This window comes from Janthinobacterium sp. SUN211, assembly GCF_030587315.1.
Taxonomy (GTDB): Bacteria; Pseudomonadota; Gammaproteobacteria; order Burkholderiales; family Burkholderiaceae_D; genus Janthinobacterium; species Janthinobacterium kumbetense.
Window position 1 is genome coordinate 198,960 of sequence record NZ_JAPWIC010000001.1, and the last position, 15,525, is coordinate 214,484.

A 15,525-nucleotide genomic window follows, 5' to 3' on the forward strand; every position below is an offset into this window, starting at 1 on the left:
ATAAACATGAGCGACGATTTTTATAATAAGATATTGCATGTTAAATCACATGCAGAAATTGACATGGCGGAAATAGATGAGGCTGTTGGATTGATTGTTGAAAATAAGGGTAATCCAGTTGCCTCTGCCAGGTTTTTGTCAAGAAAAGCATTGGCAAGTGCAATTTACTCTTGGTTTGGGATGCATGATTTAATGAGTTCGAAACAATGGTTTTACGTTTCTGCAAACACTCTGAGGTATAGTATAAGCATCAATAAAAAAAGAGGAAAAATTGGTCTTGGCTACGATCAATTGCTAGCGCCAATTATATCTGATAATAATGATATGATTAATTGGTTTTCTCACTGCGATGAACTATTTGATGAGTCAAAAATAGAAGACCTGCATACAGCTGATTTTTTTTCATTTCAGTATATTCTTGCTATGCGGGGGCATTGGGAAAGATTGATTTCTCGATGTGAAAAATTAATGAAGAGCCCTCCTAGTAATAATTTAAAAAATTACATGCTTGACCAAGTTTTCTTTTTGGCCTTGGCAAATGGTGACATTGAAAGAATGAAAGAGGTTATAGCAGACTTGGCTTCCGATAAGGGCAGGAAGGCGCGAATAGATGATGAAAGCCCATTTACGGAAAATTTAATATCAACCTCTGCCGTAATTTTTTCTAAAATTGCTTGGCGAAATGGATATGAAGTGAACGTACATTCTCCGTATGTTCCGATAGAATGGCTGCCTATCAATCCCTTGGAATGTTATCAAAAAAAATATCCTTTTTTAACTTAAAGCAACAATAAAAATCCTCTGAGTGTATCGCCAGTAGATGAGGTGGTTCAAGCGGCCTAGCAGGGACAGGGCAGGTTGGGGGCCGTGCTCAGGTCCGGCATTCGTACACGATCTCAGCCTTGGTCGTCTCGATCTGCAGCAGGTTGCGCTTTACTAAATGCCGACACAGTTCGACTGACTGTCCTGCTCGAGACGTGAAAAGCGGAGGCGATGTGGGACATGGTAAAAGCGGTTGACAGATAAGCGCGTGCCATGGCCACATCTCTGTCGCTATAGCGCGCCCGAAACTGCTCTAATGACAGCGTGACAGCGCGGCGCTGCGACCTTGGCGTATCTCTGGGCGTCTCGATGCGCTGCGATTGCTGATGTGCTGAAATGAAGGCGTTGTCACCCAGAAGAATCTGAAGACAGGTGCTAGCAAGCGGACTGGTGTCTTCCATCTCGGTCGCGACAAACCGGCAATAGCTGATTTTGCAGGTGAGGGTATTTTTGAGGGTATCGGTACCTGAATGGTTTGGAAAACACCGAAAAATCAAACGCTTAGCCACCTCATTGATCATCGAATGGGAATAATCGTTCATTCGGCAGCGTAAGCTGACGCTTGCTCAGCGACGCCGCCAAGTCCCTGATTTATCAGGGACTTTTTTTGCCGAAGGGCTTGCAAACTGTCGGTGATGTCAGCGTCAGCTATGCCGTCTGCCCCAAGCTGGCCAGGCGGCCCAGGGTTTCCTGCGCATGCATGCTCTTGGCCAGTGAAGCGGCAGTCATGCCGCGGCTGTCCACGGCATTGATGCGGGCGCCGTGTTGCAGCAGCAGGTCGAGGATGGCCAGGCGGTTGAACATGGCGGCCATCATCAAGGGGGTCTTGCCGTCCGGACTGTTGCCTTCCACCTTGGCGCCGTGCTGGAGCAGCAGTTCGGCGATGTCCAGGTAACCCTTGTAGGCCACGCCGGCCAGCGGTGTCTGGCCCTGGTCGTTGGGGACGTTGGCGTCGGCGCCCGCTGCGAGCAGCAGGCGTGACGTTTCAAGGTGGCCATGGTAGCTGGCCAGCATGATCAGGCTGTCGCCTTTTTCGTTGCGAAAGTTTACTGGCACGCCCTGAGCCACCATGGCGCCCAGTTGCTGCGTATCGCCTTCGCGCACCAGGGCGAACAGGCCCTGGATGAATTCCAGCGTTTCCGCATCCATCGTTGCGGGGATTTTTCGTGCATCGGTGTTCATCGTTTTCTTTCCGCGAAGGTGGGCTATGCCTGCAGTGTAAATGGATGTGGAAGCATTGGCCCGGAAGTTTCAATTGTACGATCCGGCTCCGCATTTGAGGTAAGTGCGGCAGGTGCTCTGCTTGTAAATTTCCATTATTAAACTATATTGGAAAATGATGTGATTTTTATATTGTGTCAGTTATTCCAATTCGGAAATTTAATACTTCCAGAAATTCCAAAGGAGGGACGGGTCATGAGTGCAATGTTAGAAAAGAAATCCTTGGATAAGCCGGACGAAGTCCGCCCATTCAAGGACGGAGCCGGCCGGATGGCTGTCTTTACGCTTGGCGAACAGACCATGGGGCGCGGCGAATTTGAGCCTGGCTGGCGTTGGAGTCTGCACGTAAAACCGATTGCAGGAACCGATTCGTGCCAGGCAGCTCATACCGGCATGGTCCTTGAGGGACGGATGGTGGTAAGGATGAATGATGGCGCCGAAATGGAATATGGCCCGGGTGACGTCTTCTATATGCCACCAGGGCACGACGCCTGGGTGGTTGGAAACCAGCGTTGTGTACTGTTCGATGTAACAGGCGTCGCAAAGTATGCCAAACCGCAATAAGCGGGGCCAATGCATGTGCGAGACAGTCGCTTACGCGCCCGCCGCCAGCGCCTTTTGCCGTGCGGCCAGCGCCGCGCCGATGAAGAGGGCGATGGCCGAGGCGATCAAGCCCCGTTCCAGGCCGGCGGGGCCGTCGGCGATCCAGCCGACGACGATGGGGCCGACGATCTGGCCCAGCGCGAACACCGTCGTGTAGGCGCTGATGCCGGCTGTCCAGGATTGCTGCGGCAGGTTATGCCGCACCAGGGCCGTGGTCGACGCCACCACCGACAGGAACACGGCGCCGAAGACGAGTCCGGAGAGGAACACGACGGGGACAAAGCTCGTCAGCGCGGGCAGGATGGTCACCGCGCCCAGGACGCCATTCAATATCGCCAGCGATTCGCCGCCCTTGTAGCGGTCCAGCATGCGCGCCCAGATGCGCGACGACGCCACCACCGCCAGGCCCAATACCGTGTAGAACACCGTGATCAAGGTGGGCGGCATGCCTTGCTGCTTGAGCAGGGCGATGACGAAGGTCATGTAGCCGATGTAGCCGACGCCGAACATGAAGTAGCCGGCCAGGCTGGGGGAAAAGTCGCGCCAGGCGAAGCGCCGCGGCGTGTCGACGGCACGCGGCGCTTCGCCGATGGCTTTCGCTGGCACGGCCATGATGGCGGTGGCGAGCAGGCAGGCGATGCCCAGTGCCAGCCACGGCCATTGCCAGGCATGCGCGGCGCCGTGCTGCTGGGCGGACGTCAATGCGGCCGGCACCAGCAGGGCCGACAGCGCGATGCCGAATCCCGTGCCGCCGTAATACAGGCCGATGTAGAAGCCGGCGCGCTGGCTGTGTATGGAGCCGAGCCGCGCCGCCAGCACGCCGCCGGCGATGAAGATGAAGGCGCTGGCCACGCCCGCGCACACGCGCTGCAGGAACAGGGTGGCCGTATCGCTGACGAGGCCCGACATCAGCATGAAGATGCTGGCCAGCACGGAACCGACGATCAGCAAGCGCCACACGCCCAGGCGGCGCATCAGGGCCGGCGTGGCCAGGGCGCCGAGAAAATAGCCGAGCGCATTGAAGGTGTTCATGGCCCCTGCCAGCAGGTAGGACCAGCCCAGGTCGGCGCGCATGGGCGGCAGCAGCAAGCCATAGGAAAAGCGCGACAGGCCCAGGGCGACGGCCGCGCCCAGCGAGAGCGCCAGCGCCGTGGCCAGCGGATGGGCCGGGGAATGATCGTGTATCGGCATGGCCAGGAGACCCGTCCAGGTGGAAAGCGTGGAGTTGGCGCCGGAGTGGGACGGGCCGGCGGGCGAAGTCCGTGAGGGACAGGGGCACAGGGCGCTGACGGCGCGCTTTTTTACTACTAAGTTAACGAATCGGCCCGGGGAAGTCAAGCAGGGCCGCGCCTGAGTAGCGCTGGCAATCATGCAATCCTTGCCATCGTTACTTTTGGAGAGAATTGTGAGACATGCAATACCATATAATTGCCATTAGGAAATTAACTTGCCAAAAATCAATTTCGCAGGTTGCTCCTGATCCTCCATATCATAAGGGCACTATGAACAAGAATAAACCCGGCGCGTTGTTGATTGCAGCGCTGATTGGCGCGGCGTTGGCTGGTTGCGCTTCCGAATCCTCGCAAGCTTTGGCTGTCCCCACGGTTGCCAGCGCAGCCCGTCCCTACGTTGGTCCACGCACCCTGATCGCTGTCGGCAAATTCGACAACCGCTCGAACTTCATGCGCGGCATCTTTTCCGATGGCGTCGACCGCCTGGGCAGCCAGTCGAAAACGATCCTGATCGCGCACCTGCAGACGTCCAACCGTTTCAATGTGCTCGACCGCGACAACATGGCGGAACTCAAGCAGGAAGCCGAGTTCAAGAAGCAGGGCCAGAACATCAAGGGCGCGGATTTCGTCGTCACGGGCGACGTGACCGAATTCGGCCGCAAGGAAGTTGGCGACAAGCAATTGTTCGGCATCATGGGCCGCGGCAAGACGCAAGTGGCATATGCCAAGGTCACCTTGAACGTCGTCAACATCGCTACGTCGGAAGTCGTGTTTTCGGCCGCCGGCGCCGGTGAATACAGCCTGTCGAACCGCGAAGTGCTGGGTTTTGGCGGCACAGCCAGCTATGACGCGACCCTCAACGGCAAAGTGCTGGACCTGGCCATGCGCGAAGCGGTCGAGCGCCTGGTGGCTGGTGTCGAAGCGGGCGCAATGCGCAAACAATAAGGTATCCCATGAAAACAATGATGAACAAGGGCGCAGCCCTGCTGGCGCTGCTCGCCTGTGCCGCACTGACCGGTTGCGCCACGCAATCGAAGACCCTGTACCAATGGGAAGGCTACGAGCCGCAAGTGTACGAATACCTGAAGGGTGAAAGCCCGGAACAGCAGATCGCCGCCATGGAAAAAGACTTGCAAGTGATCGGTGCGAAGGGCAACCACGCGCCGCCGGGTTTCCATGCCCACCTGGGCATGCTGTACTCGATCGCTGGCAAGCCGGAGCAAGTCGAAGCGCAGTTCGAAGACGAGAAAAAACTGTTCCCGGAATCGACGCCGTACATGGACTTCCTGTTGGGTAAAATGAAAAAAGGCGAGAAATTATGATGTCGCGCATGTTGAAAATGGCCTTGTGCCTGGGTCCCGCCATCTTCATGGTCGGTTGCGCCACCAAGCAGGCGGCCTACGATTACACCGCCTTCAAGGCAGCCAAGCCCCGTTCCATCGTGGTCTTGCCTCCGTTGAACAACTCGCCGGAAGTCAATGCCGGCAACAGCGTCTACGCGCAAGTGACGTATCCGCTGGCCGAAGCGGGATACTATGTGCTGCCGGTGGCCGTGGTCGGTGAAACCTTCAAGCAGAACGGCTTGACGAACGCCGCCGATATCCACGGCGTCGATGCGAAAAAGCTCAACGAGATCTTTGGCGCCGATGCGGGCCTGTACGTGACGATTTCCAAGTACGGCACGACCTATGCCGTGATCGACAGCGTGACGGTGGTGTCGGTCGATGCCAAGCTGGTGGACCTGAAGACGGGCGCCTTGCTGTGGCAGGGCGCGGCCAGCGCATCGAGCAACGAAGGCAACAACAGCGGTGGCGGCGGCCTGGTCGGCATGCTGGTGACGGCGGCCGTCAAGCAGATCATCAATACCAGCACCGATGCCAGCCATCCGCTCGCTGGCACGGCAAATGCGCGCATGCTGTCGGCCGGCGTGCCGAATGGCTTGCTGTACGGTCCCCGTTCGGAGCGCTACCTGGCGCAGTAATCGTTTGCGAGTAGCGTGCTCACGCCCTGCATCAGGCAGGGGAGGGGCAGTGACAACCGGCGCCGGAGGAAATCGTGGACTCGTCCTCCGGCGCTGTCTTTCCTGAGTTCGTGCAGATTCCAGGCAGGGAGCAAGCGATGGGCATTCAATTCAACGTCCGCTACAACGTGGAAACAGACGATTTGCAAGGCAACTCCGTGCTGGTCTTCCTGAAGCTGCACAACCCGCAGGGCCATTACCGCAGCCATGCCTGGCAGGTGTTGACGGGGTCGGCCGGCGCCACCGAATCGTTCCACTACGAGGACAGGATCTCGACTGACGTGAACAGTTTCGGCATCACCGGGAACAAGATCGTCTCGGGCCGCCAGGTCATCGCGCCGGGCCAGCTGCTGTCGGCCGTGAGTCCGCATGGCTTGTCGCCGCTGCTGCAGCCGGCCGCCGCCTCGCTGGCGCAATCGAAGCTGACGCCGGCACAATGCGGCGTCATGAACGAGACCAACCCATTCATCCCATTCAGCTGCAATTGGTACGTGAACGACCGGCCGGTTGCGACCATGCCCGATGTCGATGCCAACATGACGGTCGGTTTCGAATACCTGCCCAGCCTCTATTTTGTGGTGGCCATGCGGCCGGCGGCGGGCCAGACCTACAGCCTGGAGAGTTTCCAGGACATGACGCAATATGCGATGCCGGTCTCGGCTACCGAAGTGGACGTTACCTTGCACCGCAGCCAGGACGCGTGGCGCTTCGACTTCGCCGCCCGCTAGCGCGCGCCGCGACCGGCGCTGCTCACACTTCGACGGCCAGGTCGTCGAAATCGGCCAGGGTGCCGCCATTGGCGATCAGCTGCTCGAAGCTTTGCCGGCGGCGCAGATCGATATCCGTGTTGCTGACGCCCCGTTTCCAGTAGCCTGCCACCAGCACCTGTTCCTTGGACAGGCCCGCGTCGACGCGAAAATGCTGGCGGATGGCGCGCATTTCATCGCGCTCGCCGGCGCCCCAGATCGCGTAATCGTGCGGATCTTGCAAGGCCCTGGCCTGGGCCGCCAGCGGCCCGTCCGGCGCCACGTGGGCCGTGCCGAGGCGTTGCAACGCCAGGCCCGGCACGGTGGGCAGCTCGGCAAAGGCGGCCGCATCATCCGTCACCACCCAGCCGATGCCGCTCGCGCCGGCGGGCCACTGCTGCAGCATGGCGTACAGCGCGGGTATGCCCGTTTCGTCGAGGAAGAGGGCGATTTTCTTTTCGGCACCTGCAGGAACGAGGAACTGCGGGCGCGGTCCCGTCAGGCGGAAGACCTCGCCCACGCGCAAGCTGTTACCCCAGTGCATCATCGGACTCGCGTGTGCATGCCGCACGATATCGAAGGTAAACGCGCCTGCCTGCGCGTCAAAGCTGCGCACGGTGTAGATGCGCGACGCGCCGCCATACGCTGGCCCGTCGAGATGGATGCGGAAGGCCACGTTGGGCAGCGCCCATTGGGGATCGTCGCCGGAACGGTCCAGGCGGGCCGTGACGCGCAGCACGCTGGGAACGGGGTGCGCGATGGCGCTGACGGCGGCCGTGACTTCATGCAGGCTGCGGTCATGCTCGGCATTGCGCAGCTGGCCGCCGGATTGCTGTTCTACGGGTGTTGCCATGGTAAGTACTCCTTGGTATTGGGTAATTAGTTTCATCATGCTAAACTAATTAGCTGAAACCGACAACGCAGCTGCCGCCACGGACAATAACGATGACTATTGCAAGCACTTCGCCCCGCCCCGGGCGTCCCCCCAGCATCACGCGCGAACGCATCGCCGACGCCGGCATGGCGGTGGGCCTGCCCGCCATGACGTTTACCGGTGTCGCCACCTTGCTCGGCGTCAGCCATGTGGCGCTGTACAAGCATGTGGCGAACCTGGCGGCGCTCAAGCTGCTGGTGGCCGAGGAAATTTTTGTTCGATGGAAACTGCCGGCGACGGGCAACGACGACCTGGAGGGCTATCTGCTGCGTTTCAGCGCTTCGCTGCGCGCGCTGGTCAAGTCGCATCCGGGGCTGGCGCCGTACTTGCTGCGCAGAAAAGCGACGACACCGGCCATGCTGGCCCGGATCGACGCCCACCAGGCGCACGTGGCGGACAGCTACCGGCTGCCCAGGGAGCGCGCCCGCTGGCTGCTGTCGACCGTGGCCTTCCACTGCGTGGCCCTGGCCGACACCGTGTATGCGCCTGCCGGTGACGCCTGGGAAGCAGAGGACGATGCGCTCATCGAGGCCGAGTTTGACCTGGGTATGCGCGCGCTGGTGATCGGGGCGCTGGCCATGCAGCCATAGCGGCAGCGCGTGGCAGCACGGCGGCGCGGCGATTCTTTGCGGGCCGGCAGGTCAGCGGGCCGCGAGCGGCCGGCGCCGGCTCCAGAATGGCGCCGACGGCCAGCGCGTTTCCTGGCCGTAACAGTATGCCAGGTGGCGTCCGTATGCCGCGCCGATGGCCGCCAGTTCCGCATTGTATTGCTGGCAAGCCGTGGCGTCGCCCTGCAGCGTGCGGTCGGCCGCTTCGGCGGCGGCCAGGCCCGTGTACAGGGCGTTGAAGATGCCTTGCGACGACAGCGGGTCGAAGCTCAGGGCCGCGTCGCCGGCGGCAAACCAGCCCGGTCCCGCGGCGGCGTCCAGGGCGGCCGTATGGGCGGGCGTGGCCAGGGCCGGTGTATCGGCCCCGTAACCTTGCTGCTCCAGCAATTCCCGCGTGGCCGGCAAGCGCCGCGCCGCCGCTTCCAGCCAGCCGGCATCGCGCAGGGCGGTGTTGCCGAGCAAGTCCGCATCCGTATGCAGGGCCAGCACGCGGCGCTGGCCGGGCAGGGGCGCGCTGTACCACCAGCCGTATTCGCACGCCTCGATGTGGGCAAAGCCCCGCGCGGAGGGCGTGCGTTCATGTCCGTATTGCCATATAGATATCAGCCGGTCGCTGTGCCGGCGCTGCGCGCCCGCTTTGCGGGCCAGCCGGGCGCTGCGTCCCGTGGCGTCGATGACGATGCGCGCCGCCGCGTCGCATGGGCCGCGTTGCGTTTCCAGCCGTACTCTCCAGCCGCCATCATCCGGCGCGATGTCCGCGACCCTGGCCGAGGCCAGCAGGGCGGCGCCGCGTTGGCGCGCCTCGTCGCGCAGCCACAGGTCGAAGGTGCCGCGCGCCAGGTGCCAGCCGTGGCCATCGGGGTCGCTGAGGAAGTGGTGTTCCGCCCAGGCGCCGTTCCACCACGCGCGGTTGCCGTGGTAGGGCGCATGGCCCTGGCGCAGGAAGGCGTCGAGCAAGCCCATGTCCTGCAGCAGGCGCGCGGCGGCGGGCGGCAGCGATTCGCCGATGCGCGCCAGCGGCGCGGCCAGCCGGTCGACCAGCAAGACCCGGTGCCGCCCCGCCAGGTTCAGGGCGGCCGTGGCGCCGGCCGGCCCGGCGCCGACGACGAGCACGTCGGCCTGCAGCATCGTCACAAGCGGTGCCGCTGCAGATGCCGCGCTTTTTCCGTGCCTTCCAGCTCGACGTCGACAAACTCGTCCGGTATGGGCGCCGCGGCGCGCAATGGATGCTTGCCGGCGATCGCTTGCGGCAGGTTTTCCACCTGCAGGAAAGCGGGGAAGCCGCTCACGTCCGTGGGGCCGGGGCGCACCTCGACCACGCCCACTTGCGCCAGGTCGGCGATCATGTTGTTGATCTGCTCTTCATAGCTGATGTTGCCCAGCGGACGTATCCACGCGGCGCGCCGGGCGAAGGCGGCCAGGCGGTCGTCGGTGGGGGCTTCCCGGTTCATCACCGTGTCGTAGGCGAGCTTGCTCATCACCTGGTTCGGCACGCGCGCGGGCCAGAAGGTCGGGACGTAGGGATCGTAGTCGGATTGGTAGCCGGAGCGGCAGCTGGCCGTGTCCGTTTGCCATGGCACGGCCATCCAGCGCGTCACACCGCCGGCGATCTGCGCCGAGCAGGGGCTGCCGATATTGTCCGGCGTCAATACGGCGCCGTAATCCGGCTCCACCCAGCCGGGCGGCCGATGTGCCAGGCGGAACGGCGCGCTGTACATGCTGGCCTGGCGCATGGGCCAGGTCATTTCGCAGCCGGGGTGGAAGGCGTCGGCCAGGCAGAATTCCATGGCGGCGCGCAGCAGGGTGTCCGGTTGCTGCGCCACTTCCACGTCGGCCAGGCTTTGCGGCGGCGTCTTGCCGGGCGCGTAGTCGTCCGTGAACTTGCCGTCGGCCCATTGCTTGAGGAAGCGCAACTGCAAATTGCTCAGCGCGCAGTTCTGGCGCGGCGTGTCTGCCGGCGGGATGGCCATCGCATCGCCATACAGCCATGGCCACGGCGAAGGCGCCCAGGCGTCGCGCTCGAACTGGCGGAACTGGTTATAGATGACGTTGCGCCACTCCTTGCGGTTTTCGGACGGGCTGGCCAGGCGCGCCATCCATTCGTCGCGGCTGAACGGCGTGCTGCCATCCCAGCCGAAGGCGGCCGCGAAGCCGGCATTGACCCATTGCAGGTTGGACAGGCGCTCGAAAATGGGACGGATGTCGTCCTGGAACGAGGGAACGGCAGGCGCGGTAATTTTGTCTTCGGAAACAAACAAGTCGCGCATCAAGTCCCACATGGTGCGCACCGACTTTTGCTGCGGCGCGTAGTCGGGCGGCGCGACGACCACCCAGGCCATGTCGACGGGCAAGGCCTGGCCCTGGTAGTGCACCGTGGCGCAGACGGGGCCGTCGGCCGTGTCGTCATGCCAGCCTTCGTTGTTGGCGAAGGTGATGGCGCGCGCGCCATTCCACGAGGCGGACTTGCCATGGCCGCCCAGCACGATCAGCCGTCCCATGGCGTCCGTGCGCAACTCGCCCAGGTAGACGGGCGTGCCCATGAAGCGGCCGCTGTCGAAGGCGACGGCCGGCTGTTCGCTGCCGCCGATCTTGCGCTCGCCGGGCGTGATGGACAGTTGCGCGCGGTCCGTGACGGCCATGTTGCGCAGGAACGAGGGCTGGGTGACATTCGCCTCGGGAATGTCGAGCGCGATCTGGAACTGGTACCACGCCGCCTTGGTATTGGCCAGCGTGACGGACCATTCGATGTCGGCATTGCTGGCGTTCAACTCGGCCACGGCCACGCCGGCGGCGTTCAAGCCGTAGATGCGAAAGCCCGCCGCCTGGCGCTTGATGGCCCCGGACGCATCGCGGTAATAGCCGGCCGGCCGCGGCGCCGGTTCCGGCACCTCCGGTCCCATAAAGTATTCACTGGGGCTGTTGCCCACGCGGGCAATGCCGATGGGCGGATAAATCGCCGCCTTGACGATGACGGTATCTTGGGTGGAACTGGACATGGCATGCCTTTCCAGATGCGTGGAGGGAAGGAAAATATACCGCATAAAAAACGCGCCAAATGCGCACATAGTCACGGTATCGCGAATTCAAGCCATGCCTGGCATGGGCGGACACGCGGGCAATTCAGTTGCTGCGGAGATTGACTTGTTGCCGGCATGTAGCTATCTTGGACGGGCATTGCCTGTTTATCAATATATAAAATAATGTATTGATCCGATATTTTTCTATGCAACCTTTGAAGGAATGATATGAAAATCAAGGCTGTTTTCTGTGTTGGCGCGGTATCCCTGCTGGCCGTTCTGCCCGTATCGCAAGCGGCCCAGCCCGGCGAGGCGCTCGCTGCGGCAGCACCGCTTGCGAAAGGCGTGGCGCTGTATCCGCAAGAAGGCAATATCCCGCCGTTCCGCGGGTCCGGGTCCAAGTAAGGCCACCGCGGCAGCCCCTGCGGCGCGGCGCCAGTCAAGGTAAGATGGTGGCTTTTTCAAGACTTTGAGAGGCCCGCGTGCGCGTGTTGCTGGTGGAAGACGATCCGATGATCGGGGAAAGCCTGGTCGAGGGCTTGCGCGGCGAGTGCTATGCCGTGGACTGGGTGCGCGATGGCCACGATGCGGAGCTGGCGCTGGCCGGCTTCGCCTACGATTTGATGTTGCTGGACCTGGGCTTGCCCGGCAAGGAGGGCATGGACGTGCTGCGCGCCATGCGCGCGCGGGGCGCCGAGTTGCCCGTGCTGATCATCACGGCGCGCGACGGCACGCCGGCCCGCGTGGAAGGGCTCGACAGCGGCGCCGACGATTACCTGGTCAAGCCGTTCGACCTCGACGAGCTGCTGGCGCGCATCCGCGCGCTGCTGCGCCGTCGCGTCAGCCGTTCGCGCTCCGTCATCGAGCATGGCGCGCTGATCCTCGACCTGGCCAGCCACGACGTCACGTTCGAGGGCGAGCTGATCAAGCTGCCGCCGCGCGAGTTTTCCGTGCTGCGCGCCTTGCTCGACCATCCGGGCAAGGTGGTGTCGAAGCGCCAGCTGAGCGAAAAGCTGTACGGTTGGGATAGCGAAGTGGAAAGCAATACCGTCGACGTGTATGTGTACCAGCTGCGCAAGAAGCTCGGTGCGGATTGCATCCAGACCGTGCGCGGCGTGGGCTACAAGATGCGGGTAGCATCTTGCTGACCATCCGCCGCCAGTTATTGCTCGGTTTGCTGGCCGCCACCCTGCTGTGCGTGCTGGGCGCCGGTATTTCCCTGTTCCGTTCGCTGCTGGAAGAAACCAATGAGCTGGCCGACTTGCAGCTGCGCCAGCTGGCCGTGACCTTGCCCGACGAGTTCGAGCCGCAGGAGGGACTGGCCGCCGCGCAAGAGCCGGAAGAAGCGTTCGTGCTGCAGGCGTGGGACGAGGATGGCCAGCCCTTGCCCGTCCTGCAGGAGCAGCCGGCACTGCCGCGCTATGCGCTGGCCGGTTTCGCCGATGTCGAGCTGCACGGCGAGGACTGGCGCCTGTACGGCGAAACCCGGCGCGGCCGCTACGTGCAGGTGGCGCAGGCGCAGGCCGTGCGCGACCAGCTGGCCTGGCGGATGACGATGCGGGCCGGCGCGCCCCTGCTGGTGTTCGCGCTGATCCTGGCGCTGCTGATCGTTGCCGTCGTGGGACGCGCGCTGGCGCCCCTGCACCGGCTGGCCGAGTCCGTGGCGGGCCGTTCGCCGGACGCGCTGACGCCGCTGGCGGCCGACGACATGCCGCCCGAACTGCGGCCCGTGGCGCTGGCGCTCAACAGCCTGATGGGGCAGTTCGAGGCGGCGCTGACGGCGCAGCGCACCTTTGTCGCCGATGCCGCGCATGAATTGCGTTCTCCTCTGACGGCATTGAAACTGCAGCTGCAGGTGGCCGAGCGGGCCGGCAGCGAGGAAGAACGCCGCGTGGCGCTGGCGCGGCTGCACGAACGGCTGGACCGCAGCACGCACCTGGTGCGCCAGTTGCTGAGCCTGGCGCGCCATGAAACGGCGCTCACGGCCAGCCAGCTGCACACGGTGGACCTGGGACAATTGCTGGAAGCGGCCGTGGGCGACCACAGCGCGCTGGCCGACAGCCGCGCCATCGACTTGGGCGTGGTGGAAGCGCCGCCCGCCAGGGTGCTGGTGCAGGCCGATCCCGACGGCTTGCAAGTGTTGCTGAACAACTTGATCGACAATGCCTTGCGCTACACGCAGCAGGGCGGCCGGGTCGACTTGCAGGCGGCGGTGGAAGAGGGCAGGCCCCTGCTGCGCGTGTCCGACAACGGCCCCGGCGTGCCGCGCCAGCACCATGCGCGCCTGTTCGACCGCTTCTTCCGTCCTGACGGCAACGACGCCTGGGGCTGCGGCCTGGGCCTGTCCATCGTGCGCCACATCGCCGAGCACCACCAGGCCGATATCGCGCTGGCCGACGGCGAGGCGGGGCGGGGATTGCAGGTGACGGTGCGCTTCCCGCAGGCGGCCTGAACGGTCAAAAAAAAGCGGATGCCGGTCAGGGCATCCGCTTTTCAGTCACTGGCGTAGCGCTTACGCCAGCTCGGTGATGAATTGCTCGCGCGCAGGGCGCACTTTTTTCAAGTCCACCAGCCAGTCGCCTTCGTCGGCGCGGTAGCCGAGCGGCAGCATGACGACGGAACGCAAGCCTTTTTCGCGCAAGTTCAGGATTTCATCGACCTTGGCCGGATCAAAACCTTCCATCGGCGTGGAATCGACTTGTTCCTGCGCCGCGGCGATCAGGGCCGTGCCCACGCCGATGTAGGCCTGGCGCGCCGCGTGCTGGTAGTTGGTTTCCGCGTCGCGCTGCGGATACGTGGCCAGGATTTGCTGGCGGTACGCTTCCCAGCCTTCATTCTTGAAGCCGCGCACCTCGTTGACCAGGTCGAAACGCGCGTTGATGCGTTCCACCGTGTAATTGTCCCAGGCGGCAAACACCAGCAGGTGCGAGGAATCCGTCACCTGGCCCTGGTTCCATGCATGCGGCTTGATCTGCTCGCGCAGGGCCGGATTCGTCACGACGAAGACTTCGTAAGGATGCAGTCCGCTGGAGCTGGCCGTCAGGCGCACGGCTTCCAGGATGCGCTCGACCTTGTCTTGCGGCACCGTTTTCGTCGGGTCCATTTTCTTGGTGGCATAGCGCCATTGCAGTGTTTCGAGCAGTGCGGACATGTAAATCCCTTTCATAATGAATAGTTCAGATTGGAAATGATGGCGGATTCAGGCATTTCAAGTGCGGCGGGCAAAAAGAAGCGGTATTCGTACTCAAATTAGCGTACTCGAGTACGCTTGTCTACAGGCCAAGCATGGCAAGTTCCACATCCGGGTAGCGCGCGCCTTGCACGGCGGCGGGCGCGATGGCGGCGCCGATGGCGGCCAGCTCGCTGTCGCTCAGGGTGATACGCGCGGCGGCCACGTTTTCTTCCAGGTGCGCCAGGCTTCGGGCACCGGGTATCGGCACGAGGTCGTCGCCTTGCGCCAGCAGCCAGGCCAGGGCCAGTTGGGCCGCCGTGACGCCACGCGCCGCCGCCAGGCGCTGCAGTTCTGCCACCAGGTGCGCGTTGGCCGCCATCGCCTGCGGCTGGAAGCGGGGCAGGCTGTGGCGATAATCGTCGGGCGCCAGCATCGCGCTGGACGTGAGCTGGCCCGTCAGGAAGCCCCGGCCCAGCGGGCTGTAGGGCACGAAGCCGATGCCGAGGGCGCGGCAGGCGGGCAGCACCTCCGCTTCCACGTCGCGGCTCCACAGCGAATACTCGGACTGCACGGCCGCAATCGGGTGCACGGCGTGGGCGCGGCGCAGGGTGGCGGCCGACACTTCCGACAGCCCCAGGTGGCGCACCTTGCCCGCGCGCACCAGGCCGGCCATGGCGCCGACGACGTCTTCGATGGGCACGGCGGGGTCCACGCGGTGCTGGTACAGCAAGTCGATGCACTCGATGCCCAGCCGGGACAGCGACGCCTCCACCGCCTGGCGAATATGCTCGGGGTGGCTGTCGACGCCCGCCATGCGTGCCACGCCTTTTCCTTCAGGCAAGATCTTGAAGCCGAACTTGGTGGCGATGCTGACTTTGCCGCGCAATTGCTTCAGGGCGCGGCCTATCAAGTCCTCGTTGGCGTAGGGGCCATAGACTTCCGCCGTATCGATCAGGGTCACGCCCAGTTCCACGGCGCGGTGCAGCACGCGCAGCGAGGTGGCTTCGTCCGCGCCGCCGTAGGCAAAGCTCATGCCCATGCAGCCCAGGCCGATGGGGGCGACGCGCAAGCCGGAGTTGCCCAGTGTTCTGTGTTCCATTTTTCACTCCTCTTCAAAAAAAGATGCAAGGAGTATGGATGAAGCAACAGC

18 protein-coding genes are annotated in these 15,525 nt (G+C 62.9%); 10 read left to right on the forward strand and 8 right to left on the reverse strand.

What is annotated here, in order from left to right:
- Positions 1-6 precede the first annotated feature (6 nt).
- Positions 7-783: an Imm49 family immunity protein gene (locus O3301_RS00820; protein ID WP_305055196.1), complete on the forward strand. Its 777-nt coding sequence runs from the start codon at positions 7-9 to the stop codon at positions 781-783.
- Between the two features lie 113 nt (positions 784-896).
- Here the strand turns inward: O3301_RS00820 and O3301_RS00825 are convergent, their stop codons facing one another.
- On the reverse strand, positions 897-1,364 hold the full coding sequence (locus O3301_RS00825; protein ID WP_305055197.1) for a hypothetical protein: 468 nt from the start codon (positions 1,362-1,364) through the stop codon (positions 897-899).
- A 106-nt stretch (positions 1,365-1,470) separates the two neighbouring features.
- The gene (locus O3301_RS00830; RefSeq protein WP_305055198.1) at positions 1,471-2,004 is read right to left on the reverse strand and encodes an ankyrin repeat domain-containing protein; all 534 of its coding nucleotides are present in this window, start codon (positions 2,002-2,004) and stop codon (positions 1,471-1,473) included.
- 234 nt (positions 2,005-2,238) lie between these two features.
- On the opposite strand from O3301_RS00830, the gene O3301_RS00835 reads away from it, so the two are divergent.
- Entirely contained in the window at positions 2,239-2,607 is a 369-nt protein-coding gene (locus O3301_RS00835) for a cupin domain-containing protein (RefSeq protein ID WP_215409092.1), read from the forward strand.
- Between the two features lie 30 nt (positions 2,608-2,637).
- Here the strand turns inward: O3301_RS00835 and O3301_RS00840 are convergent, their stop codons facing one another.
- Positions 2,638-3,837, reverse strand: a complete 1,200-nt coding sequence (locus tag O3301_RS00840; RefSeq protein ID WP_305055199.1) for a YbfB/YjiJ family MFS transporter — start codon at positions 3,835-3,837, stop codon at positions 2,638-2,640.
- A gap of 311 nt (positions 3,838-4,148) precedes the next feature.
- Between O3301_RS00840 and O3301_RS00845 the strand changes: the two genes are divergently transcribed.
- From O3301_RS00845 to O3301_RS00860, 4 genes are all read left to right on the forward strand, one after another.
- Positions 4,149-4,823, forward strand: a complete 675-nt coding sequence (locus O3301_RS00845) for a CsgG/HfaB family protein (RefSeq protein ID WP_077403418.1) — start codon at positions 4,149-4,151, stop codon at positions 4,821-4,823.
- Positions 4,824-4,831: 8 nt separating this feature from the next.
- Positions 4,832-5,200: a DUF4810 domain-containing protein gene (locus O3301_RS00850; protein ID WP_230521897.1), complete on the forward strand. Its 369-nt coding sequence runs from the start codon at positions 4,832-4,834 to the stop codon at positions 5,198-5,200.
- Positions 5,197-5,859, forward strand: coding sequence for a DUF799 domain-containing protein (locus O3301_RS00855; protein ID WP_034788080.1), 663 nt, complete (start codon positions 5,197-5,199; stop codon positions 5,857-5,859). The genes O3301_RS00850 and O3301_RS00855 overlap by 4 nt, the downstream gene beginning before the upstream one ends.
- 74 nt (positions 5,860-5,933) lie before the next feature.
- A complete protein-coding gene (locus O3301_RS00860; protein ID WP_305055200.1) occupies positions 5,934-6,626 on the forward strand; it encodes a hypothetical protein in 693 nt (230 codons plus the stop codon).
- 22 nt (positions 6,627-6,648) lie between these two features.
- Here the strand turns inward: O3301_RS00860 and O3301_RS00865 are convergent, their stop codons facing one another.
- On the reverse strand, positions 6,649-7,497 hold the full coding sequence (locus O3301_RS00865) for a siderophore-interacting protein (protein ID WP_305055201.1): 849 nt from the start codon (positions 7,495-7,497) through the stop codon (positions 6,649-6,651).
- 92 nt (positions 7,498-7,589) lie between these two features.
- Here O3301_RS00865 and O3301_RS00870 point away from each other — a divergent pair, with 92 nt between their 5' ends.
- Positions 7,590-8,168, forward strand: a complete 579-nt coding sequence (locus O3301_RS00870; RefSeq protein WP_289905319.1) for a TetR/AcrR family transcriptional regulator — start codon at positions 7,590-7,592, stop codon at positions 8,166-8,168.
- Between the two features lie 51 nt (positions 8,169-8,219).
- Here the strand turns inward: O3301_RS00870 and O3301_RS00875 are convergent, their stop codons facing one another.
- Positions 8,220-9,314: a tryptophan 7-halogenase gene (locus tag O3301_RS00875; RefSeq protein WP_305055828.1), complete on the reverse strand. Its 1,095-nt coding sequence runs from the start codon at positions 9,312-9,314 to the stop codon at positions 8,220-8,222.
- A gap of 2 nt (positions 9,315-9,316) precedes the next feature.
- Positions 9,317-11,182, reverse strand: coding sequence for a LodA/GoxA family CTQ-dependent oxidase (locus O3301_RS00880; protein WP_305055202.1), 1,866 nt, complete (start codon positions 11,180-11,182; stop codon positions 9,317-9,319).
- A 249-nt stretch (positions 11,183-11,431) separates the two neighbouring features.
- Between O3301_RS00880 and O3301_RS00885 the strand changes: the two genes are divergently transcribed.
- The 3 genes from O3301_RS00885 to O3301_RS00895 all read left to right on the forward strand — a co-directional run bounded on the left by O3301_RS00885 (position 11,432) and on the right by O3301_RS00895 (position 13,655).
- Complete coding sequence (locus O3301_RS00885; RefSeq protein WP_305055203.1) at positions 11,432-11,608, forward strand: hypothetical protein; 177 nt, start codon at positions 11,432-11,434, stop codon at positions 11,606-11,608.
- Between the two features lie 77 nt (positions 11,609-11,685).
- Entirely contained in the window at positions 11,686-12,351 is a 666-nt protein-coding gene (locus O3301_RS00890; protein ID WP_289909527.1) for a response regulator transcription factor, read from the forward strand.
- Positions 12,345-13,655, forward strand: a complete 1,311-nt coding sequence (locus O3301_RS00895) for an ATP-binding protein (RefSeq protein ID WP_305055204.1) — start codon at positions 12,345-12,347, stop codon at positions 13,653-13,655. The genes O3301_RS00890 and O3301_RS00895 overlap by 7 nt, the downstream gene beginning before the upstream one ends.
- Positions 13,656-13,715: 60 nt before the next feature.
- Here O3301_RS00895 and O3301_RS00900 read toward each other — a convergent pair whose 3' ends face one another.
- Both O3301_RS00900 and O3301_RS00905 read right to left on the reverse strand, forming a co-directional pair.
- Entirely contained in the window at positions 13,716-14,354 is a 639-nt protein-coding gene (locus O3301_RS00900; RefSeq protein WP_099664303.1) for an NAD(P)H-dependent oxidoreductase, read from the reverse strand.
- Between the two features lie 121 nt (positions 14,355-14,475).
- The gene (locus O3301_RS00905; protein WP_305055205.1) at positions 14,476-15,474 is read right to left on the reverse strand and encodes an aldo/keto reductase; all 999 of its coding nucleotides are present in this window, start codon (positions 15,472-15,474) and stop codon (positions 14,476-14,478) included.
- Positions 15,475-15,525: the final 51 nt, after the last annotated feature.

Excerpts from the sequence above, each read along its gene's own strand:
- O3301_RS00865 (WP_305055201.1), bottom strand. The coding sequence starts at position 7,497 with ATGGCAACACCCGTAGAACAGCAATCCGGCGGCCAGCTGCGCAATGCC.
- O3301_RS00825 (WP_305055197.1), bottom strand. The coding sequence starts at position 1,364 with ATGAACGATTATTCCCATTCGATGATCAATGAGGTGGCTAAGCGTTTG.
- O3301_RS00820 (WP_305055196.1), top strand. The coding sequence starts at position 7 with ATGAGCGACGATTTTTATAATAAGATATTGCATGTTAAATCACATGCA.
- O3301_RS00880 (WP_305055202.1), bottom strand. The coding sequence starts at position 11,182 with ATGTCCAGTTCCACCCAAGATACCGTCATCGTCAAGGCGGCGATTTAT.
- O3301_RS00850 (WP_230521897.1), top strand. The coding sequence starts at position 4,832 with ATGAAAACAATGATGAACAAGGGCGCAGCCCTGCTGGCGCTGCTCGCC.
- O3301_RS00905 (WP_305055205.1), bottom strand. The coding sequence starts at position 15,474 with ATGGAACACAGAACACTGGGCAACTCCGGCTTGCGCGTCGCCCCCATC.
- O3301_RS00855 (WP_034788080.1), top strand. The coding sequence starts at position 5,197 with ATGATGTCGCGCATGTTGAAAATGGCCTTGTGCCTGGGTCCCGCCATC.
- O3301_RS00835 (WP_215409092.1), top strand. The coding sequence starts at position 2,239 with ATGAGTGCAATGTTAGAAAAGAAATCCTTGGATAAGCCGGACGAAGTC.
- O3301_RS00885 (WP_305055203.1), top strand. The coding sequence starts at position 11,432 with ATGAAAATCAAGGCTGTTTTCTGTGTTGGCGCGGTATCCCTGCTGGCC.
- O3301_RS00845 (WP_077403418.1), top strand. The coding sequence starts at position 4,149 with ATGAACAAGAATAAACCCGGCGCGTTGTTGATTGCAGCGCTGATTGGC.
- O3301_RS00875 (WP_305055828.1), bottom strand. The coding sequence starts at position 9,314 with ATGCTGCAGGCCGACGTGCTCGTCGTCGGCGCCGGGCCGGCCGGCGCC.
- O3301_RS00870 (WP_289905319.1), top strand. The coding sequence starts at position 7,590 with ATGACTATTGCAAGCACTTCGCCCCGCCCCGGGCGTCCCCCCAGCATC.
- O3301_RS00840 (WP_305055199.1), bottom strand. The coding sequence starts at position 3,837 with ATGCCGATACACGATCATTCCCCGGCCCATCCGCTGGCCACGGCGCTG.
- O3301_RS00900 (WP_099664303.1), bottom strand. The coding sequence starts at position 14,354 with ATGTCCGCACTGCTCGAAACACTGCAATGGCGCTATGCCACCAAGAAA.
- O3301_RS00830 (WP_305055198.1), bottom strand. The coding sequence starts at position 2,004 with ATGAACACCGATGCACGAAAAATCCCCGCAACGATGGATGCGGAAACG.